The organism is Rhodococcoides fascians A25f (assembly GCF_000760935.2).
In the GTDB taxonomy this organism is placed as follows: domain Bacteria; phylum Actinomycetota; class Actinomycetes; order Mycobacteriales; family Mycobacteriaceae; genus Rhodococcoides.
The window spans coordinates 107416-126810 of sequence record NZ_CP049745.1 but is presented as its reverse complement, the minus strand read 5'-3'; the positions used below and the strand labels follow the sequence as shown (position 1 = coordinate 126810).

The following is a 19395-nucleotide window of genomic DNA, read 5'->3' as shown; positions in this document are numbered from 1 at the left end:
CGAATCTGCACAGCAAAAAATAGGCCTTTGCGCATGTGCAGCCGTCCCGACAAGCGGGAGCGGGGAGATCCCCTGGTGGGGGCGCGTCGTGAGATGTTACCGCCCGGTCAGGTAGCTGTCTACACCTGATGGCGCAGCAGTACGAAGGCCGCGCGAACCTCGCCGTCCAGGGCCACAGGTTCGATGACCAATTCACACGGTAGATAGGCGCCGTCGACACCCATCATGCGAATCTGGCCTTCGCTGCGGCCCAGACTCTCCGCCCGTCGCATCAGCAGTATCGCTTCGCTTAGATCGTCCGGGTGAATGCCGGGAGTTGGCTCATCGTCTACGCCCTTCCATGCGAGGCGATCCGAAGCGGCTGTGACCCAACGAATGAAGTTCAGGGTCCGTGAGCTGACAATGGCTGCGTGCTCGCCTTCAGCGCGGGCCATGCGCAGGTAGTGGCCTTCGAGAAGCATCAACGACTGGGGCCCGTCCTGTACGACATTACCGAGGTTCTGGCTGACTCCAACAGAGCACCGGTGGACCTCTCCATGCCGTTTGACGTCGAGAATCCGCAACGAGAAATGTGCACGCCACTGCGAACCGTCGCGACGTTCGACGATCCAGTCGCCTTGGTAACCGGCTCCAACTGTTTTCGTCTCGATCAGGCTCAGGGCGCGCGATTCGCCACCGTCCTTCATCACGACTTGGTCGAACATTGCTCCGATGTTGCGTTCCTGTCCGCGGTGTTCGGGTGGTAGGTCAGCCATCTCGGCCCACTCCTGGCTGCCCAGCGCGGTATAGGTCGTCAGGTCGATGATCCAGGCTCCAGCGTCGTTGTGAGGTGGGACCTCCATGGTCGACGGCCCGGCCAGCAGCCATGCTGCGTGCAGGCGGCCTTCGAGAAGAAGTGGATGGGCGATAATTCGTCGGTCGCCAAGCACAACATCGAGGGGCTCCTTCGTCCTACGAAGACCGTCGATCACACTGCGGATTTCTTTGCGGCGTTCCGGTGTCTTGAACATGCCGCCAAGCTTCATAAAGGGCTTGGGGTTAGTGCCCTCGGACACGATCGTCGGATCTGCGGTCTCGTCGAACGCTTCGATCAGTAGCCATTTCGGACCGTTTGCCTGGTTGTTTGTCACGATCTAACCTCCCGTTGGGACCCCGACGGTCACCCACACAACAGCATGAAGCCAGCAGTATCTCACCCTGTGCCATGGGTCACCTCAGTCCGATGACTCGCAAGGCAGCCCGACCAGAACGGACGACCACGCCGATGCCGCAGCACGTCACTTTCGACAACGCATTTTTTCAAGAACCGCAGCATCTCTATCGGGAACTGCGCAATGACGGTCCCCTGCACAGGTTTACATCTCCCTCGGGAGTCAGCGGATGGATGATCACCGACTACGACGTTGCGCGCCGCCTACTCAATGACCGGTCTGTCGTGAAGACCCAGGACACTATGGCCGGCGCAGATCCGAACGCGCAGCCGCGTGAGCTGTCGGCTCGGCTGCGCTCGTGGCTGCGGGAACGTACGTCACCGTGGATGGTCAGTCATATGCTCGCCGCGGAACCGCCGGAGCACACCAGGTTGCGTGGCGTCGTGCAGAGTGCGTTCTCCCCTGCAGCGTTGAGGGTACTCAAGCCCACGATCGAGCACTATGCAGACGAGCTAATTCGGAACCTGGATACCGAAGTACGGACGGGCCCAGTTGATCTCGTGAGCGCCTATGCTTTTCCATTGCCCGTGCAGGTCATCTGCCACATCCTCGGAGTACCCGACCGGCACATGCATGACATCGGAGAGGCCTCACGCGTTCTGTCCGACGTAATCGTCGCCGACCCTGATGACCTTCGACGCGCGGCACTTACACTCGCCAAAATCATCTATCCGTTGATGCGCAAACGTCGGCGGAACCCAACAGATGATGTGTTATCCCTCCTGATGACGGCGAACCGCTCCAAACAGCTCTCAATGCGCGAGGCAATGTCCACGGTGGCACTACTGCTGATCGCGGGCCACGAGACTACCGTCAACTTGATCGCGAACACCACACACCTCCTTCTGCACAACCGCGAAGCCCTGACGCACCTTCAGGCCGGACAAAGCCAACTCCGAGACGTCATCGAGGAATCTCTGCGTATCGAACCTCCGCTGCCGACAACGACTCTCCGTCAAGCAAGTATCGATATCGACATCGAGGGCACCGTTATTCACGCCGGCGACATCATCATGATCAGCCTCGCCGCTGCCAACCGTGACCCCGCCAAGTTCGCCTCCCCCGACACCTTCGACCCAAGTCGCGCTGTTCGCGGCAGTCTCGCTTTCGGCCATGGGATCCACCACTGCATCGGTGCACCACTGGCCCGCCTCGAAGCCCACATCGCCCTCAAGAAGCTGCTCGAGGCATACCCCTCGATCCGACTGCAGAACGCAGACGACACAGCTGGCTGGCGTGAAAGCATCGTTTTCCGCGGTCTCCAGTCGCTTCCGGTTCTTCTCGGATAGTCAGGCGCGCTCGCTAAACCGCTGACCTACATGAGCCTTTGATTGGTAACGACATTTACCGGTAACGCGACGTATCTGACTGTGACCAATTGGCGGAATCTCCGTCTAATGAGCACCTGTGGATATGACGTCGAAGTGAGCCGGGATGAGGTAGCCACGCTGGAGGCGGCAGCGCCCTTGACCGGGCGTTACGAGATGGTGCGTGACGCGATCACGCGAGGAGTGGCGACGCGAGCGCTTGCAGCGGCGGGGTTCTCACTGCACCCGACGCTTTCATCCTTACCCACCCGCAGGGCTGGACAGCGGCAAGGTTGAGGTGCTCCGGTTGGCCGCTGAGGTCCCGGCGGCTACGCGCGCAGTGCCGTTGTCGTTCACATCCTCGAGTCGGCTCTTGAGGTAGTCGCGTGCTCGCCGATACCTCCTGAAGGCGGTTTCGCGAAAATAATTACGGCGTTGGATCGACGAAATTCGTCCGCATACTGGTCTCGATGGTCATGTCCTTGAAGTGCGATGTACTGCAAATTGTCGTTGCGGCAGAGACCCTGTCGGGTCTGAAGCTTGACGGACAGGTCGAAGTAGCCGAGGCCACCGAGACTCTCCTCCTCGCCGGTATTACACACCACGTACATACTAGTTGTTACACTGACATCGATGAGCGCCAGAGACGAATTGACCAATGCGATGACCGAGCTGTTATGGGAGCGGGGGTACGCCGCTACCAGCCCTCGCGACGTGATGGCCCGTGCCGGTGTCGGACAGGGCAGCATGTACCACCACTTCGACGGCAAGCACGGACTCGCGGTCGAGGCATTGTCGGCGGTGACTCGACAGATGATCAGCGGCCCTTCGCTATTGGAGGGAGACGGTTCGCCTCTGGAACGGATGAAGAGGTACTTGGCTGAGCCACGGCCCGGGACGCGAGGCTGCCGGGTGGGGCGGATGACGCAGGACCCGCAGGTGGTCGAGGACACGGAACTGATCGGCATCGTCTCCGGCGCGTTCGACGTCGCGCTCGAGCGTTGGGAGCGGACCGTCGCCGAGGCCATCGACGCGGGGGAGCTCCCGTCCTCGATCGTGGCTTCCGAGCTGGCTCGAACCCTTTGTGCGGTCATCCAGGGTGGTTACGTCCTAGCTCGTGCCCAAGGCTCACAGGACCCGATGGACGCCGCCGTCAGGGGCGCGTCGGCGCTGCTGGACGCAGCGTGCCTCCACAACACGACCAGCACACGAAACTAGGGAGGTTCGCATGACAGTACGCATCGGGATCAACGGTTTCGGCCGCATCGGCCGCAGCTACCTACGCGCCGCGCTGCAAAGCCGAGCAGACGTTCGGGTCGTCGCGATCAACGACCTCACCGACGCCGCCACACTCGCGACACTGCTCGAGTGGGACTCCGTGGCCGGGCACCTCGCCGGTGTCGAGGTCGACGGGAACAGCATCGCCGTGAACGGGTCCACGATTCGCGTGACGTCTGAACGTGACCCGTCCCGGATCCCCTGGGGCCAAGAAGATGTCGACGTCGTGATCGAGGCCACGGGCCGGTTCACCGACAGGGCCAGTGCCCGCAACCACCTCGCTGCAGGTGCCCGCAAAGTGATCATTTCCGCACCCGCCGGAGCCGCCGTCCCAGCTGTGGTGCTCGGTGTCAACGACGACTCGATCGACCTCGCCGCCGACGTGTTCTCCAACGGTTCGTGCACAACCAACTGCCTTGCGCCGATGGTGAAGGTCCTTCACGATGCCTTCGGGGTCGAATCGGGCTTGATGACCACTATTCACGCCTACACCAGCGATCAGCGCCTGCACGACGCCCCGCACAGCGACCCGCGCCGCGCCCGCGCTGCAGCACTGTCGACCATCCCCACTTCCTCCGGGGCCGCCGGCACCATCGGCCGCATCATTCCCGAACTCGACGGCAAGCTCACTGCCGTATCACTGCGCGTTCCAGTGCCGGTCGGCTCCATCACCGATCTCTCCGCCATCTTGTCCCGGCCGGCCGGCCCAGAAGAAATCAACACTGCGTTTCGCTCCGCCGCCCAATCACCCCAACTCTCGCCGTATCTGGCGTACTCCGAAGCGCCCCTGGTCTCTGCTGACATCGTCGGCAACTCACATTCAGCGATTTTCGACGCGCCGCTGACCCAGGCGGTGGGGAACCACGTCAAGATTTTCGCCTGGTACGACAACGAATGGGGATTCTCCAACAGACTCGTCGAGCTGTCTGAACGTCTCACCAGCTAGTTGTTGCTGGCCAGGATGTTTGGCGTTAGTAGTCAGGAAGTCGTTGCGCGGCTATTCTGGTCCCATGCTTAGACGGCAGCGATTTCGGAGCCCCCGGCCGGGTTATGGCCGCGGGGTCATCGACGCGCGCTAGCGCGTAGGTCTCCGCAGGCACCGCCGGGGGAAGTTCTTTCCTTCACTGGCCTGCAACCCGTTCGGAGACCTCCACATGGCACACGCTGATTATCTGACTTCTGACCAGCTCTGCGACGCGCTGAACCTGCGCGACCTCACTGATCCCGCTCAGGGCGGGCACGCCATCCAGGCCCTCCTCACGTCCGTCGTGGATGCTCTGGAACCTGATGGGAGCGCTTCCATCCGGTACGTGCGGAATTCTCCGATCGTGCCCGTCCGAGAAAACTACGACCGCCTGGGCTACGACCCTGGCGATGTCACCCGTGCCCGTCGGTATACCCGCTACATCAGCCCCACCGTGATGCTCCGCAGCCACACCAGCGCCGAACTCCCCACTGCCCTGCAGGATTACGCGGGGCGAAGCGAGATCGATGAGCTGATCGTGGCCCCGGGTCTGGTCTATCGGCGTGACGCCGTCGACCGCAGCCATGTGGGTGAGCCGCACCAGGTCGATCTGTGGCGCATCCGCAGCACCCCGGACACCGGTGACGAGGACATGCTCACCATGATTGGCCGCTTGGTCGAGGCAGTCCTCCCCGGCGCCGAGTGGACAACGACCGATGTCTCACACCCGTACACGGTGGGTGGCCGGCAGATCGACGTCCTTCACGAGGGCGAATGGCTCGAGCTTGCCGAGTGCGGACGGATCCATCCCGAGGTGCTGCGCGGCTCGGGGCTCGACCCGGAGCAGTGGTCCGGTCTTGCTCTTGGCATGGGGCTGGAGCGGGCCCTGATGCTACGCAAAGGCATCCCCGATATTCGCTACTTGCGGGCCCGAGACCCGCGTATCGCCGGGCAAATGTTGAACCTGGACCCGTGGCAGCATGTCTCGTTGCTGCCCGCTTCCCGGCGTGATATCTCGGTGGTCCTGGCAGAAGAAGAAGAAGATGAGGAGACGCTCGGCGACCGCATCCGGATCGCTCTCGGCAGCGGTGCCGACGTGGTCGAGTCCCTCGACGTGCTTGGCCGCACTACACATGCGGAATTGCCCGAGGCCGCGCGCGCTCGCCTCGGCACACAGGAAGGTCAGGTCAACCTCTTGGTACGGATCGTGCTGCGTCCCATCGGCCGCACACTGACATCGGACGAGGCCAACGTGATACGCAACGTTATATATCGGGCCATTCATGAAGGGCCGGTGCTGGAACTGATCTGAGACCGTCATGACTTCACGCCTGCAGCGTGTCGCGTGGGACGTGTTGATTCGGCCAGGTCAGGGGCTCACCATCTGTTCGGAGGCTGCCCGTGGGGTTCGAGAAATAGTGATTGCAACGCATCCGCAGGCGCTGAGGGCGACGGCGCACGCGATCGGGGCCGCAGGGGTGGACGTTGCAATCGCTATAGCGCCTAGCCCTGCTCCGGCCGCGATCGAGACGTTGAAGACCAGGACATACAGCGAGGTGGCGGCGTCTTTTGCTGACGGCGCAACGGTGAAAATGATGGTCTGCAACACCACAGGTAGCGCCGAGTAGGTCAATCCCCACAGCGCGAGGAGTCCGAGCGTCGGTGTCTGCCCGATGGGCAGCAGGGTCGCTGCTAATGCAACAGCCATGAGGCTCGTACTGACGAGCAAAAGTCGAGTTCGACTTCGTGCTGTAGTGGCGCGAGTCAGAACACTGCCCGCGACGGCGTTGCCGACGACGCCGGCAACGCCGTAGGTCAATAGATATGTTCCAAGATCACTACGGTTGACACCGACGGTCTCGGTGAGAAACGGTGAGATATAGGTGTACGCGCTGTAATTGGCCACCACAACCAGTGCTGTCACGACCAAGATTCTCCTGAGCCCGCCTTGAGCAATGAGTGCCGGTACGTCTCTTGCTCGCATCTCCGTTTGCGACGGCACACGCGGTACAGCGACCAGGACCGCGACCCCGGCCGTCGCGGCGATCGCCGCGAGGATGACGAACGCGGCTCGCCAGCCCAGGTGTTCGCCGATGAAGCTGCCAACCGGTACACCGAGCACTAGCGCTAGGGAAATTCCAGAAAACGTGATTGCGGTAGCCCTGGCGGTCGACGCCGGTGGCACCATCCGGATTGCCACACCGGCGATGATCGCCCACATCAAACCGTGGAATACCCCAACAGTCAGACGCACCAGGAGGAGCTGGGTATAGGTAGTTGTCAGCGACGTTGCGTAGTTTCCGAGGGCAAACACTCCAACGATCCCGGCGACGAGGGTCCGACGGTCAACGCGTCGCGTGAGCGGTATCCAAAGCGGCGCAAGCAGTCCGGCCAGTACGCCGTAAATTGTGACGCTCAGACCGATCGCCGCTTCTGAAGCGTGTAGATCCGAGGCCATCTCGGGAAGTAGGCCGATGGGCATCATCTCAGTCGCGGTCACTGCGAAAACGCTGATGGCGAGTGCGAGCACGGCGGCCCAGGGCCATCGGGGCTGAGGAGTCGACATGGGCCTACTCTGAACGACAAAGGAACTTTTCGTAAGTAGGTACCCTAAGGTGCCCTATTTTGCCTGTCGAGGAGAGCGATGACAGCGACACCGCAGATACACAAAGACGCTGATGGCGTGCGTGCAGGCGCGGAACACGATTCATTTCTGGTTACGTGCACCAGCCGACAGCTGCTGTCGCGGCTCGCCGACAAATGGGTGACTCTGGTGTTGTGCGCCCTGACAGGTGGGGCGCAGCGACACTCGGCCCTAGCCCGGCGCATTGCCGGGGTCAGTCAGAAGATGCTGACGCAGACGTTGCGCAATCTGGAACGCGACGGTCTGGTGACCCGTACCGTCACGCCCACTGTGCCGCTGACGGTTGACTACGAATTGACCCCGCTGGGGCGTTCGTTGGTGGGGGTCTTCATGCAACTCAAAGAATGGGCTGACATCAACATGGACGAGGTCGCCCTAGCCCGAGATTCATACGACACGCGTCAGCATCAAACCGCCCCAGGCAACGAGAGTTCAGCTGTCCGGTAAGTGGTCCGAACATCTGCGGTGCAAGGCCGAACCTTCGGCGATCGCGGCAGTTAGTCCCCCGTTGGTGGAGCGGTACCGCGCCTTTGCGTCGTCCCTCGTTGCTCCTGCGGTCGATCGCACACACGACCGTAGTTACCTCGGCGGACCGCTCACGCAGCGCCGCCGGCGTATTTGTTCGCTCAGTTCTTACACTTGCCGACCTCGATCGTGCGCACAGGTCATAGAGGGTCGTGTCTATATGTGCGTAAATAGCTGTGAGGCAAAGGATTTACTCTTCCGCTTTACCGGTAACGGGACGTATCTGACGTTGACCAATTGGCCTCAATCTCGTTCCGATGCGCACGCGGTGAGCTTCCATCAGTAACTAAAGCCGTTGTGACACAATCGGATATCGGGAAGTATATTTCTGCAGTTCAGGTGTGGGGTTCACCGCTCGTCTTGTGGAAGTTGCACCGCGGTGGTTTTGGTGTCGAGCATGTGCTGTCGTTGGGGGAGCAGGAGTGGGGTGGCGAGCAGAAACACTCCCGACCAAATGATCGCGGTGAGCGGGTTGGTGAGTGTGGCAAGGACTCCCCAGATGACCATGAGGGCGGCCTGTACCAGTTTGCCGCCGGCGCTCCAGGTGTTGAGAACTTGCGCGGCGTGATCCGTCGGGGTGCGGTGCGACGCAGTATGGGTAAGACGCGTCCAGCCTTGGATTCGTATCTTCATACAGGTCCGGTCTTGGCTAGGTCGCAGTCGGTGCCGTTCGCAAGGTGAACGTGACGGAGACGAGGACCACGCCAAGGATCAATGCCAACGACACCATGTCTATCGGATGACCCGCTGCCAGCTGAGCCAGCCACGTCACACCTGGCAGCAGTGCGATGATGGCGATCGCCGGCAACGGCGCCGCGCGTTGAATTCCGACCTGCAGCAGGAACAGCGGGATGACTACGGCGACAATGCCGAACAAGAACAGTCGGGTCAGCTCCCCTGCATCAGGGGGGTGCGCGCCGCTGACCATCCAGACCAAGGCCGCGAGAACGTAGGTAAGATGGAATCGGTTGGCGGTCACCCAGGTCGCACCGATTCCGCGGTTCCCCATTGTCTTCGACAATAAGACGACCGCCGCCATGCCGATAGCGGCCACAATGGCCAGGAGCAGTCCCGCTACCGTCTGAGCGGAACCAGCATTCGGGCCCGAATCCTGCCAGGTCCGGAAGGCAAGAAGTAGACCGAGGCCCATCATCACCGCAATCAGAAGCAATTCTGTCGTCCCGCGCCATTCGCGACGTCGTGACACAACCCATGCAATCACCATCAGTGCCACCGGTCCCAAGGCCGATTCGATCGAGCTCGTCGTCGACGCGGGAATGAGACTGATCGACACGTAGAAGCTGAGAAACGTAGCCGCGGTGGCAATGTTCATCCAGATCATCGAAACTCGCGTCGCCCGCGTCGCCGGAGCGGCGTCGCTTCGACGCATTGTGCCGATGCAGCCGAACACTGCCGCAGCGGTGGCGAACGCCATAGCGGAAAAGGCCAAGCTGCCAGCAGGACTGATGTCCTCGGTCATGAAGCCCTGCACGATGGCCTGCATGACCACAGCCGCCAGGATCAGTACGAGGGGGCGGTCGCGCAAAGACGTCTTGATACTCATTTGACAGGCCGTCCCTCCCTGTTGTGTGCCCCGGGAAACTCCCGAACCGGGCGGCTACCTCATGCCACCACATGGTGAAGGCATGTCCTGCTGGCGAAGTCGGTACGCCGCGTCAACAGCCCAGTCGAACCGAGCTCCTTCCACCAGAACTGTTCGTACGCAGTATTTTTGAACATCTCAAACGGGTGGGCCAGCGGGTGGCGAGGAGACTTCCTCTTGACACGCCATGAAATCACGTTAGATTCGTTCTGTAAACAGAACGATAGGACACCATGGACGACGACGTTGGAGAACGCCTACGCGCCTTGCGAGTCGACCGAGGCTGCTCGCTGTCGGAATTGGCTCGCCGGAGCGGAATCGGCAAGGGCACGATCTCCGAGCTCGAGAACAACCGCCGCGGGGCACGGCTGGACACCCTTTTCGCACTCACCCGTGCACTGGACGCACCACTGGGCGCAGTTCTGCCCGACCGTGCCGACGGTGATTCCAGTGTTCACGGCGATTCGGTCGACGCCGTCTTGATAGACCGCTTCGAGGCCGCCACGCACATGGTCGAGGTCTATCGGGCATCGATCAGCGAAACCGTCCAGCACTCGAACCCCCATGCCAGCGGCGTCGAGGAGACAGTCACCGTCATCGATGGGCGGGTAGTGGTCGGTAGCAAGCAGAAGGAGATCAGGGCGGGTGAAAGTCACCGCTATCGAGGCGATGAACCCCACCTCTTCCGGTCCGCGGGCGGGGTCGCCACTGTCCTGATCCTGATGCACTACCCGCTTCCACGGCAGACCGAGTGAAAGGAACGAACCCATGACCGACAGTGTGCTGCCCGAGCGCAGTCGAATAGTCCAACAGCACCTGGCGACAGCCGGAATCGCAGCACCGATCAGCGAATTGCCGGCGTCGACGAGGACGGCCGCCGAAGCCGCCGAAGCGCTGGGCTGCGAGGTAGGAGCCATCGCGAGCAGTCTCTTGTTCTTCGCCGATGACGAACCTGTCCTGGTGATGACCAGCGGCCGACACCGCGTCGATCCGGTGCTACTCGGCGCGGCGCTCGGTGTCGACGACGTGCGACTCGCGTCGGCGCAGGACGTTCGCTCGGTGACCGGTCAGGCGATCGGAGGTGTCGCGCCGACAGGCCACCCCGAACCGATCAGAACCGTCATCGACGAAGCATTGCAACAACACTCGACAATCTGGGCCGCGGCAGGTACCCCGCACACCGTCATGCCACTCAGCTTGACCGACCTGATCACACTGACGAACGGCACGCGCGTCGTCGTGGCGGCCGACTGACGCACCGAGACGGCACCGCACAGGCAACCGGTGCCTGCAAACCAGCCGACAAATTTCGCCGTCGACTACCGCACCGACACCACCCCGAGCAACCACACGGCCGAGAGGGAGAACGCGATGAACGACCACAAACCCCATCCGAAGACCGCGGACGCTGGCGTCCGCAATGTGGAGAGGGCGCTGTCCACGATCTCCGGACACTGGCAGCCGCACCTACTGACCACCCTCAACGATTACGACGTCAAGGTGGTCAAACTGCAGGGCGAATTCGTCTGGCATACACACCCCGACACGGACGAGCTCTTCTTCGTGGTTCAGGGGGATCTAACGATCCAACTCCGCGACCGTGACGTGCTCCTCGCACCCAACGACGTGTTCGTAGTCCCGAAAGGTGTTGAACATTGCCCGAAGGCAGACGGTGAAGTGCACGCAATTCTGTTCGAGCGGCAGGGAACTCTCAACACCGGCGACGCGGGGGGAGAACTGACCTCACAGACGCGGAAACTCTCGTAGCCCGACGATTTCGCCTTCGAGCGTCAGCCTCGGAGGCTCCGAAATCGGATGCAAACTAATCCTTGCATAGACTGAATGACGGCCACCTAATCGCGCCTCGCTGACCGCCTACGGGCGCACAGGTCATTGAGAGGTCGCGTCCATATGTACGTAAACCGCCGTGATGCAACAGATTTACTCGTCACTGTTACTGATAGTGCGACGTATCTGACGGTGACCGATTGGCGTCAATCTCCTCCGAGGCGCACTTGTCGATGACGTCGAGGAGAGCCGACCCAACATGGGATACGGCGTGAACGTGAACATGCGTCATTGCCGAAAACGAGCCGGACGACGACCGCACCACCGCGGAAACGTTGCGTCATGTTGGCGGTGCCGTCCGGCCTAATTCGTAATGGCGGGAGCTGGGGCGTCAAAGGCGAGTTTCACGCCGATCGCACCCAGTGCGGTGCCGGTGATCCATTTCTGCCAGCGTATCCATGTCGGCTTGCGGCTCAGGAACGCTGCGACTGAGCCTGCGGCGAGGATGATCGCACCGTTGACGGTCACGCCCACTGCGATCTGGATTGCGCCGAGTTGAAATCCTTGGGACACAACGTGACCGGCTCCAGGGTTGATGAACTGGGGGATGAGTGCGAGATAGAGGATCGCGACCTTCGGGTTGAGGAGGTTGGTGACGAGCCCCATCCGGAAGAGTTTACCGAAGGAGTCGCGAGGCAACGTGGTTGTCTCGAAGAGTGACCTGCCCCCTGGGCGCAGCGTCGTGTAGGCGAGCCACAGCAGGTAGGCGGCACCGACGACCTTGAGGGCGATGAACAGCCACGGGACCACGAAGAAGACTGCAGCCAGGCCCACGTTTGCCATCACGAGGTACACGACGAAGCCGGCTGCGGTGCCGGCCAGGGACATCATCCCGGCGCGCCATCCTTGGCTGATGCTGCGGGAGACGAGATAGAACATGTTGGGCCCGGGCGTGAGTGCCAATCCCAGCTCGACCAGGGCGATGCCGGTGGCGGCAGCCAGTGTGATCAACGATCTGTCCCCCGTTTCAGAGTGCGTCCGAATAGTCGTTCCCGGTAAGTGCTACAGGTTGTGGCGTTGCGGATTAATTAGAGGGTGGGGGCACGTGCGACTGTATCGCCGCCCCTGACGTCGGAGGTGTCCGCGTCATCTCCTGTCGTTGTGGTGTTCGGTAGGCGAGCGGTTCGACGGGCCTAACGGTCAGGGTGCGGGGTTGCGGTGGATTCGGACCAGCTCGGCAGTCAGTAGCGCGGCGAGCGCGGCGAGTGTGGTGCTGCAGATCGCGGCGGCGGCGAGGGCAGCGGCGTAGTGGTCGATGTCGGCGCTCTTGCCAAGGACGGAGAAGAACACGGTACCGATGCCGGCTATGCCGATAGCGCTGGAGAACTGTTGTGCGGTGGTGAGCACTCCGGCGGCGGCACCGGCGTGTTGTGGGGTGATTTTGGCGAGCACGGTGCCGATGAGTGCGGGTACGGAGATGCCGTTGCCGAGACCGATCAGGATCATGGGGCCGATCAACATCGGCGCGGACAGGTCGCTGCCGGCTCCGTAGAGGACGGCGATGAGGGCGAGGAGTCCGGCGACGACGACTCCTGCGCCAACACAGATCACGATGGGCCCGTATGTAGTGATCGATTTTCGGGCCAGGATGGAGGCGGCTGCGAATGTGACACCGAGTGGGGCAAAGGTCAACCCGGCGAGCAATGGCGTGAGTCCCAGCCCGTTCTGCAGCACCAGGGTGAGGGTGAAGACCACACTGAAGAACGCGGCGAACAGTGCAATGGATGCACCGAGGCCGACGTTGAACGCTTTCTCGGTGAACAGCTCGAGGGGAATGATGGGGCGTCCGTCGCGCTGCTCGAGGCGGCGTTCCCGCATCAGGGTGGTGACGAGAGCCGGTACGGATAGCGCGATGCACACCCAGATCCATGGCACCCAGTGTTGGCTGCGGCCTAGGACAAGCGGGATGAGGATCAGTGCGAGGGCTGTGGTGATGCCGAGGGCGCCGGGGAGGTCGAATGATGCTGGGGCGGTGCGTTCGTGCCGGGGCAGGGTGCGCAGCCCGACGGCGACGGTGACCAGTGCGATGGGGACGTTGATCAGGAAGATGACCCGCCACCCCAGTCCCAGGACGTCGGAGTTCAACAGCACACCGCCTAGTACCTGGCCGGCCACAGCGCCGACGCCCATGGTGACCCCGAACCAGGACAATGCCTTCGGTCGTTGCGCCGGTGGAAAGCTGCGGGTGATCAGGGCAAGGACCTGCGGCACGAGGACCGCTGCGGTGGCACCCTGGATCAGGCGGTATGCGACGAGTTGGGTCGATGTTTGCGCGATACCGCACAACAGAGAGGCGAGGCCGAACAGCACCATTCCGGTGAGGAAGACCCGGCGGTGCCCGAAGTGGTCGCCGAGGCGGCCGCCGGTGATCAACCCGGCGGCGTAGGTGAAGGCGTATCCGCCGACGAACAATTCCAGGGCCGCTTCGGAGGCGTCGAGGTCTCGTTGCAGCACTGGCAGTGCAACATTGACGACATACAGGTCGAACTGCGCCATGAACATCGCGACCAGGACGACGGGCAGCATGGACCACCGCAGCATTTGTTCGTTTGAACGTGGCGCGGTGACGCGGGAGTCGAATGCACGGGGGGTGGGCGTAGCCATGAACACTCCTATGTTCGTCGTATATCGAACTATCGAAGACGGTACAACGACGTACGATGAATGTCGAACGGTCGGGGATTCTGGAAAGGGGTTTCATGGTGCGAAGTAGTCAACGGGCACCCCTGCATCACCCTGCGGTCGACGAGCTCGACCTGCTCGAGGTGCTGCACGCGTTGGCTGATCCCACGCGGATGGAGATCGTGTTGACTTTGCTCGCCGATGTGGAGAGGCCGTGTGGGACATTCGATGTCGATGTCGCGCCCTCGACACTGACTCACCATTTCCGGGTTTTGCGGGAGTCTGGTGTCATTCATCAGCGCGAAGAGGGTCGCAGGAAATGGACCACCCTGCGACTCGCTGACCTCGACTCCCGGTTTCCTCACGTTATGACGGCTGTGACCAATGCTTATGCACGGTAGAGCCGTGCGTATCGGGCTCGTTGGCACGAGCATTGGTAGGTGTCGCACCAGCCGCCGCTACGTTGCCTTCGAGGTTGCCCTCGGCGATCTGTTCGCGTTGTGGACGGGTTATGGGGAGCATGCAGTTCCGAGTACCCCTCGCACGAGCGAGGTCGGACTGATGGTCTCCGGACCCTCGGAGCGGATCGACGGGATTTTCAGCAGCTGGGTCTCGAAGGGAGTGCCCGTCGTGCAGGAGCCGCACGACGCTGTGTGCGGCTGCAAGTCGTGGTGGCGGACCCCGAAGGCAACCTCGTCTGAGTTTCCCCACTCGACTGAGCAGCACGCCAGGACACTCTGTACGAGTTCGAGAAAGGCCACCACCAGCAGGCCTCAGTGGCGAGACGCCGTCTGACCTCGACAAGAGCTTTGTCTGACCGGCGCGTACCGGGTCCAGTCGGCACCGGAGCGCTCTGCGTGCTGCATCGCGGTTATGGCGCTGATTCCGAGTGCATCGGCGAGCACTCGTGGTGGTGCTTGGCGGACGAGTTGCTGCCAAGTGCTGTTGCGAACGGCGCGGGTGGGGATGCCGGCGTGGCGGAGTGCTTCGATGACGGTCTGCCTGTTGAGATGCTCGCCGGGCATCGCGCCGGGGAACAACCACCTCGAGGCCGCGTTGCTGGCGGTACTGGTGTTGGGTCTGTTCGTCAGATGATCGCGTAGGAGGTGCGAGATGGGTTCCGGTAGGTCGACCCAGGTATCGGCCAGCTTGACGCTGACAGCACTGATTGTGGCTCGGACGTCGTCCATGGTCAGGGCCACGATGCGTGCGATCGATTGGCCGTAGAGGGTAAGTAGGCATCCTGCGATGCGGTGGACGGCGGGGAGGTCGTCGTGCAACAACAAGGCGCGGATGATGTGCAGGCGCTCGTCTTCACCGACCAGCTCGTATTTGCCCGTTGTGTGGCGGGGAATCGATAGCTGGGGTGTGAGCTTGTTCGAGCGTGCCCAGTAGAGGAATCGTTCCGCGTGCTGGCGGGTGGAGGGGCCGGATGCGTACCAGGCGTCGACGTCATGCTGACTGCAGTCGGCCAGCGTAGTCCCACGCTCGTTCAGCCAGTTGAGGAACGAAATCGCCACAGTCGTCGATTGTTTCGCGCGCAGGAATGGTCCGGTATCCACTGGACCTGTCGCAGCGTGTTCGCGTAATTTCCGGAGATGGTGCCACCGGCCGAACCGTTCGATGATCTTCCTTGAGTCGTCGTCGACGGTAGTTGTGAGTTTGCCGTGAAGCCATTGTTCGTAGGTGGCGAGCAGTCGGTCCCGCGCGGGCAGGACGGAGTGTTCGACCATCAATGCTCGGAGATACTCCACGGTGCGTGTGCGGGGTAGCGCGTCGAGGGCGTCGTGTGTCGGATCCACTGACCCGTCTCCCAGTGCGCCCAGCAGTTCCCGGACCTTGGGGTTCGCACGAATCCAGGTGACGCCACTGTTCGCCCTGGGCATCGCGACGATGGCGGTTGCCAGCGGTTCCAACGACTCGCGGACAACCCCATCCGGGCCAGACAAGAGGCCGCGGACAATGTCGTCGAGCAGGCATCGCCAGCAGGTGTTAGCTTTCGCGAGCCACGTCTCGGTGCCGCACCGGTTGCACGTCAAATCCAGCGGTAATCCGCTGCAGCGCAGACACAAGGGCATGTGGTCCCCGTCCAGACCGGGGACCATTCCGATGTTCCCGCACGCCGTGCATGTGCCCTCGGAACGTTTGGCAGCCTGGTAGCAGTAGGTGCAGACCGGGCCGTCGGGCCAGTGCGCGGCAGTGGGGTAGTGATCCTTGCACCGTGCACAGGCGTGATGCTTGTCGGGATCCGGTGTTTGGCTGCGCCGACGGGGTTTGCGGGTGCTCACGAATCGGGATCCGTGATGCGGGCCCGTTCGGGTCGAAGATCGGGGTTCAGGCTGGTTACGTTCCGCGTAGACGTGTCGCCGGCTGCCTTGGCTCCGCGGGTGCTGATGACTTCGGGTGTGATCAGGTCGTTGGGTGTGCAATCGAAGATATCGCACAGCGCGACAAGCACTTTCATCGACAGGCGTTCCGGTTTGTCGGTGACGAGCCGGTAGATCTGTGCCGCGGAGAGGTCGATTCCGCGCTCACGCAGCAGCGGTGCAAGTTGGGTGGTCTTCCACATGTCGTGGGCGGCCATCTGTTGGCGGAGCTTCCAGTGGAAGTCGAGTCGGCGCCTGCGGGTCATGTGGCGGCTCCGGGATCGGGCAGTGCGAGTGCTCGCTCGATGCTGTTGTCGAGGACGGTACGCAGTGTGCGGGTGCGGAAGTCGGAGGAGACCGAGGTGTAGAGGGCGGTGGTCGATGCGTGGGAGTGCCCGACCTGCTGTTGGACGAAGAGTGGGTCGTACCCGTCTTCGATCAGGTGGGTGACGTACGAATGTCTCAGGCAGTGCAGGGTCAGCTCGTCGGGTAGACCGAGAGCACGGCGGTATCCGGCGAAGCGTGCGCCCAATTTCTCTTTCGACACCCGCGGGGATCGTTCGCTGGGCCACAGCGCGGTGCTGCGAGGTGTGCGGGTGTTCAGGTCGTGGCAGTGCTCGATCCACTGCGTCATCACCCGCACTGACCACGGGAAGACAGTGAGGACGCTGCGGCGCTTCGGTGTGCCTCCCTTGTTGGCTTTGCCCCAGCGCACGTAGAGGACTCCGTGGCCACCGAATTCGGCCGCGTGTGGGTTGGTGCCGAAGTCGGTTGTGTCGAGCATTGCGAGTTCTTGTCGTCGAAGTCCCCAGGCGTAGGCAGTCTTCATCGCGGTCGCATCACGCATCGCGGATAGCCAGCCCTTGTGACCGCTGTGACGAGCGATCTGGACCTGGTCGTCGGCGTAGTCGAAGAGGTCCTGCAGCTCGGTTTTGGTCAGTGCACGCCGCGCTGGCCGGCCCTCGTAGTCGCCGGAGTGGGTGGCGGTGTTCCATTCGAAGCAGGCTTGCGCTGGATGGGTATCGAACAGGTTCTCGCACACTGCAGTCCATTGATAGCGCGGATCTGCGGCGTAGTCGCAGAACAGTCGGAGCGCGTTCTGGTAGGAGCGCAATGTGGACCTTGCGCGGCCCTCACCGCGGAGGTCTGCGAAGAACTCATCGACGTCCAATGGCCGCCAATGCCAAGGGTATTCGTTGGTGAAGCGTTGAAAGCGGTGCACGAGTTCGAGTCGAATCTTGATGGTTTCCGTCGCGAGATTGCGGCTGAGCTGTTGGTCGCGCCATCCGGCCACCATGGCAGCGAAGACCTGCTCGTCGGGCCGCAGCAGCGGCGAGGTTCCTGCCAGGAACAACTCGGGTGCACCGCCGGGGACGTTCCATCGTTCGTCCACGCGATCGCCCCTTGCCTCGGAAATTATGCGCGAATCATGCATCAGATGATCGATGTGTGTCAACGTCCGAGGTCAGGGCCGCTTCGCCGCTCAGGGTTTTGCTACCGTTTCGGTGAGTTCGAGTCGGTACCGGCTGCGTCGTTGGGCCGCATGTCAGAGGCTAAATACGCAGACTGCGACGAGTTGTTGCACAAAATGAAATTCGTCATTCTTCATTGCCGATAATATAGATTATGTCAGGTCAAGTACTGCATGTTGCATCCGATGAATCATCCAGCGCCAGCAAACTGACTTTGTCGCTACCTTGCGTGGCGCGAACTCACGGAACCGGCGTTTGGGTCAATCACGCCAGGGAACGAAGGTGGGATTCGAGCGTTCTGATCCGTTCCCGGGCTCGGCCGATGTCGTGGCGGGAGGCTCCGTTCGGCAAAGCAAATTCGATGTTCAGTCGCCCGTCAAACCCATGGACGATGTAAACAGGAAAAGAAAATCCGGCTGGCGCGGGCCGGCAGTCCTCGAGTTCGAGTCCTGCGGGCGATCGCAATGGTGGAACCGTGCCTCCATTGGTGCAACGAACCTCGTTGGGGTCTGGCAGCAGCACTGCCATCTTCGCGGCTGTCAGGGCTTCTCGTTGGAGGCGGCCGTCGGCGAGGTTGACGTGCAATTCTTCATTTATATTGCGTGCCAGATCCACGAGTTCTATAGACTCGGTCGTAGCCCGGTAGATTGGGAAGCCGACAATATTTGTTCCCGCGGTGGAATCCACTATAGGAGTGACGTGAGGCCTGAGGTCCACAATAAAATGGTAGGCGATGTCGGCGAGCCGAACACTTCTCAGATCTGACTCGGTCCGCATGATAGCGGCAGATACTAGGCCGTTTACCGTTACTCCATGGTGACGTCCGAATTCGATTAGCCTGGTCGTGACTCGCCTGCTTAAACGACATCGCAGTTGGGTCATCGCACGATGCGGCTCGGTATAGCCAGCCGTCGGCGGCCTGTTCAATGCCGACTCTAGTGGTTCGGCATTGCCGTCATCGGGCGTGTCGATTCCTCGCTCGGAGAACAGCTCTTCCAGCGACTCGGGATAGCCATGAATAACCGCGTCAGGGGTACTTCCTTCCACGATGTCGGTGTAGAAAGACCACAGATCGCTGAGCAAATCTACAGAATGGCGACCGTCGGCTATGCAATGGTGGGTTAGTAAAGTCACACTCGCGGAGGCGGAATCGCCGACGACGTGTAGCCCGGAAAGGGCGCGGCCCGCACTGAGGTTCACCCCGCTCAGCGGCTGACCGGGATCCCCTGCGTGCACGCTGAGGCCGGGCAGCGGACCGGATGGTTTGACGATCATATGGTCTCCATCGATCGTCTCCACGTGCGCAGCCAGTACAGGATACGAGCGTCGCAATGTCTCAAAAGCCGCCGAGAGCCCCGGTATGTTCAACTCGCCGCGAGCCCGCACCGAATACCCAATGAAAACTCCCAAGTCGACGTAGAGCGCCTCACTGGGAGTGAGCCCCCGAATAGAGTAATCCACGGTCACCACAAATTCCTGCCACTTAAAGTGCTGTTTGATAGGGAAAGTGCAGCTCGATGATCACGAGTCCGGCACCACCAGGAGCGTTTCTGAT

At 61.8% G+C, this 19395-nt stretch carries 19 protein-coding genes; 9 read left to right on the top strand and 10 right to left on the bottom strand.

Features of this window, described 5'->3' with window-relative positions; genetic code table 11:
- Nucleotides 1–119 precede the first annotated feature (119 nt).
- Nucleotides 120–1130 (bottom strand): GAF domain-containing protein, encoded by a 1011-nt coding sequence (locus BH93_RS27415; protein WP_037174572.1) that lies wholly within the window; start codon nucleotides 1128–1130, stop codon nucleotides 120–122.
- A gap of 92 nt (nucleotides 1131–1222) precedes the next feature.
- On the opposite strand from BH93_RS27415, the gene BH93_RS27410 reads away from it, so the two are divergent.
- The 4 genes from BH93_RS27410 to srmL all read left to right on the top strand — a co-directional run bounded on the left by BH93_RS27410 (nucleotide 1223) and on the right by srmL (nucleotide 6072).
- On the top strand, nucleotides 1223–2500 hold the full coding sequence (locus BH93_RS27410) for a cytochrome P450 family protein (protein WP_165712994.1): 1278 nt from the start codon (nucleotides 1223–1225) through the stop codon (nucleotides 2498–2500).
- 651 nt (nucleotides 2501–3151) lie between these two features.
- Nucleotides 3152–3736, top strand: a complete 585-nt coding sequence (locus tag BH93_RS27405; protein WP_037174569.1) for a TetR/AcrR family transcriptional regulator — start codon at nucleotides 3152–3154, stop codon at nucleotides 3734–3736.
- A 10-nt stretch (nucleotides 3737–3746) separates the two neighbouring features.
- On the top strand, nucleotides 3747–4742 hold the full coding sequence (gene gap, locus BH93_RS27400) for a type I glyceraldehyde-3-phosphate dehydrogenase (RefSeq protein ID WP_037174568.1): 996 nt from the start codon (nucleotides 3747–3749) through the stop codon (nucleotides 4740–4742).
- Nucleotides 4743–4950: 208 nt separating this feature from the next.
- Nucleotides 4951–6072, top strand: coding sequence for a PheS-related mystery ligase SrmL (gene srmL, locus BH93_RS27395; RefSeq protein ID WP_037174567.1), 1122 nt, complete (start codon nucleotides 4951–4953; stop codon nucleotides 6070–6072).
- Between the two features lie 57 nt (nucleotides 6073–6129).
- Here srmL and BH93_RS27390 read toward each other — a convergent pair whose 3' ends face one another.
- Nucleotides 6130–7326: an MFS transporter gene (locus tag BH93_RS27390; protein ID WP_037174566.1), complete on the bottom strand. Its 1197-nt coding sequence runs from the start codon at nucleotides 7324–7326 to the stop codon at nucleotides 6130–6132.
- 78 nt (nucleotides 7327–7404) lie between these two features.
- Between BH93_RS27390 and BH93_RS27385 the strand changes: the two genes are divergently transcribed.
- Nucleotides 7405–7851 carry a winged helix-turn-helix transcriptional regulator gene (locus BH93_RS27385; RefSeq protein WP_052065193.1) on the top strand — a complete coding sequence of 149 codons (447 nt, stop codon included), beginning with the start codon at nucleotides 7405–7407 and terminating at the stop codon, nucleotides 7849–7851.
- A 426-nt stretch (nucleotides 7852–8277) separates the two neighbouring features.
- On the opposite strand, the gene BH93_RS27380 is transcribed toward BH93_RS27385, so the two are convergent.
- Both BH93_RS27380 and BH93_RS27375 read right to left on the bottom strand, forming a co-directional pair.
- Entirely contained in the window at nucleotides 8278–8562 is a 285-nt protein-coding gene (locus BH93_RS27380; RefSeq protein WP_037174565.1) for a hypothetical protein, read from the bottom strand.
- A 16-nt stretch (nucleotides 8563–8578) separates the two neighbouring features.
- The gene (locus BH93_RS27375; RefSeq protein ID WP_037174564.1) at nucleotides 8579–9493 is read right to left on the bottom strand and encodes a hypothetical protein; all 915 of its coding nucleotides are present in this window, start codon (nucleotides 9491–9493) and stop codon (nucleotides 8579–8581) included.
- A gap of 272 nt (nucleotides 9494–9765) precedes the next feature.
- Between BH93_RS27375 and BH93_RS27370 the strand changes: the two genes are divergently transcribed.
- From BH93_RS27370 to BH93_RS27360, 3 genes are all read left to right on the top strand, one after another.
- The gene (locus tag BH93_RS27370; protein WP_037174563.1) at nucleotides 9766–10287 is read left to right on the top strand and encodes a helix-turn-helix domain-containing protein; all 522 of its coding nucleotides are present in this window, start codon (nucleotides 9766–9768) and stop codon (nucleotides 10285–10287) included.
- A 13-nt stretch (nucleotides 10288–10300) separates the two neighbouring features.
- Complete coding sequence (locus tag BH93_RS27365; protein WP_037174561.1) at nucleotides 10301–10786, top strand: YbaK/EbsC family protein; 486 nt, start codon at nucleotides 10301–10303, stop codon at nucleotides 10784–10786.
- A gap of 117 nt (nucleotides 10787–10903) precedes the next feature.
- On the top strand, nucleotides 10904–11299 hold the full coding sequence (locus tag BH93_RS27360) for a cupin domain-containing protein (protein WP_052065219.1): 396 nt from the start codon (nucleotides 10904–10906) through the stop codon (nucleotides 11297–11299).
- Nucleotides 11300–11683: 384 nt separating this feature from the next.
- Here BH93_RS27360 and BH93_RS27355 read toward each other — a convergent pair whose 3' ends face one another.
- Entirely contained in the window at nucleotides 11684–12331 is a 648-nt protein-coding gene (locus BH93_RS27355; RefSeq protein ID WP_037174559.1) for a LysE family translocator, read from the bottom strand.
- Between the two features lie 189 nt (nucleotides 12332–12520).
- Nucleotides 12521–13984 (bottom strand): MFS transporter, encoded by a 1464-nt coding sequence (locus BH93_RS27350; protein WP_155290986.1) that lies wholly within the window; start codon nucleotides 13982–13984, stop codon nucleotides 12521–12523.
- A gap of 56 nt (nucleotides 13985–14040) precedes the next feature.
- Here BH93_RS27350 and BH93_RS27345 point away from each other — a divergent pair, with 56 nt between their 5' ends.
- Nucleotides 14041–14403: an ArsR/SmtB family transcription factor gene (locus tag BH93_RS27345; RefSeq protein ID WP_347402329.1), complete on the top strand. Its 363-nt coding sequence runs from the start codon at nucleotides 14041–14043 to the stop codon at nucleotides 14401–14403.
- 372 nt (nucleotides 14404–14775) lie between these two features.
- Here the strand turns inward: BH93_RS27345 and BH93_RS27340 are convergent, their stop codons facing one another.
- The 4 genes from BH93_RS27340 to BH93_RS27325 all read right to left on the bottom strand — a co-directional run bounded on the left by BH93_RS27340 (nucleotide 14776) and on the right by BH93_RS27325 (nucleotide 19307).
- Complete coding sequence (locus tag BH93_RS27340) at nucleotides 14776–15951, bottom strand: hypothetical protein (protein WP_155290985.1); 1176 nt, start codon at nucleotides 15949–15951, stop codon at nucleotides 14776–14778.
- A 335-nt stretch (nucleotides 15952–16286) separates the two neighbouring features.
- On the bottom strand, nucleotides 16287–16634 hold the full coding sequence (locus BH93_RS27335; protein WP_037174557.1) for a helix-turn-helix domain-containing protein: 348 nt from the start codon (nucleotides 16632–16634) through the stop codon (nucleotides 16287–16289).
- Entirely contained in the window at nucleotides 16631–17761 is a 1131-nt protein-coding gene (locus BH93_RS27330; protein WP_037174556.1) for a tyrosine-type recombinase/integrase, read from the bottom strand. Before BH93_RS27330 ends, BH93_RS27335 begins: the two co-directional genes overlap by 4 nt.
- 343 nt (nucleotides 17762–18104) lie before the next feature.
- Nucleotides 18105–19307 carry a phthiocerol/phthiodiolone dimycocerosyl transferase family protein gene (locus tag BH93_RS27325; protein ID WP_155290984.1) on the bottom strand — a complete coding sequence of 401 codons (1203 nt, stop codon included), beginning with the start codon at nucleotides 19305–19307 and terminating at the stop codon, nucleotides 18105–18107.
- Nucleotides 19308–19395: the final 88 nt, after the last annotated feature.

What these genes read in the sequence shown, in the direction of transcription:
- BH93_RS27410 (WP_165712994.1), top strand. Translation starts at nt 1,223, where the DNA reads ATGACTCGCAAGGCAGCCCGACCAGAACGGACGACCACGCCGATGCCG.
- BH93_RS27405 (WP_037174569.1), top strand. Translation starts at nt 3,152, where the DNA reads ATGAGCGCCAGAGACGAATTGACCAATGCGATGACCGAGCTGTTATGG.
- gap (WP_037174568.1), top strand. Translation starts at nt 3,747, where the DNA reads ATGACAGTACGCATCGGGATCAACGGTTTCGGCCGCATCGGCCGCAGC.
- srmL (WP_037174567.1), top strand. Translation starts at nt 4,951, where the DNA reads ATGGCACACGCTGATTATCTGACTTCTGACCAGCTCTGCGACGCGCTG.
- BH93_RS27390 (WP_037174566.1), bottom strand. Translation starts at nt 7,326, where the DNA reads ATGTCGACTCCTCAGCCCCGATGGCCCTGGGCCGCCGTGCTCGCACTC.
- BH93_RS27385 (WP_052065193.1), top strand. Translation starts at nt 7,405, where the DNA reads ATGACAGCGACACCGCAGATACACAAAGACGCTGATGGCGTGCGTGCA.
- BH93_RS27380 (WP_037174565.1), bottom strand. Translation starts at nt 8,562, where the DNA reads ATGAAGATACGAATCCAAGGCTGGACGCGTCTTACCCATACTGCGTCG.
- BH93_RS27375 (WP_037174564.1), bottom strand. Translation starts at nt 9,493, where the DNA reads ATGAGTATCAAGACGTCTTTGCGCGACCGCCCCCTCGTACTGATCCTG.
- BH93_RS27370 (WP_037174563.1), top strand. Translation starts at nt 9,766, where the DNA reads ATGGACGACGACGTTGGAGAACGCCTACGCGCCTTGCGAGTCGACCGA.
- BH93_RS27365 (WP_037174561.1), top strand. Translation starts at nt 10,301, where the DNA reads ATGACCGACAGTGTGCTGCCCGAGCGCAGTCGAATAGTCCAACAGCAC.
- BH93_RS27360 (WP_052065219.1), top strand. Translation starts at nt 10,904, where the DNA reads ATGAACGACCACAAACCCCATCCGAAGACCGCGGACGCTGGCGTCCGC.
- BH93_RS27350 (WP_155290986.1), bottom strand. Translation starts at nt 13,984, where the DNA reads ATGGCTACGCCCACCCCCCGTGCATTCGACTCCCGCGTCACCGCGCCA.
- BH93_RS27345 (WP_347402329.1), top strand. Translation starts at nt 14,041, where the DNA reads ATGAATGTCGAACGGTCGGGGATTCTGGAAAGGGGTTTCATGGTGCGA.
- BH93_RS27335 (WP_037174557.1), bottom strand. Translation starts at nt 16,634, where the DNA reads ATGACCCGCAGGCGCCGACTCGACTTCCACTGGAAGCTCCGCCAACAG.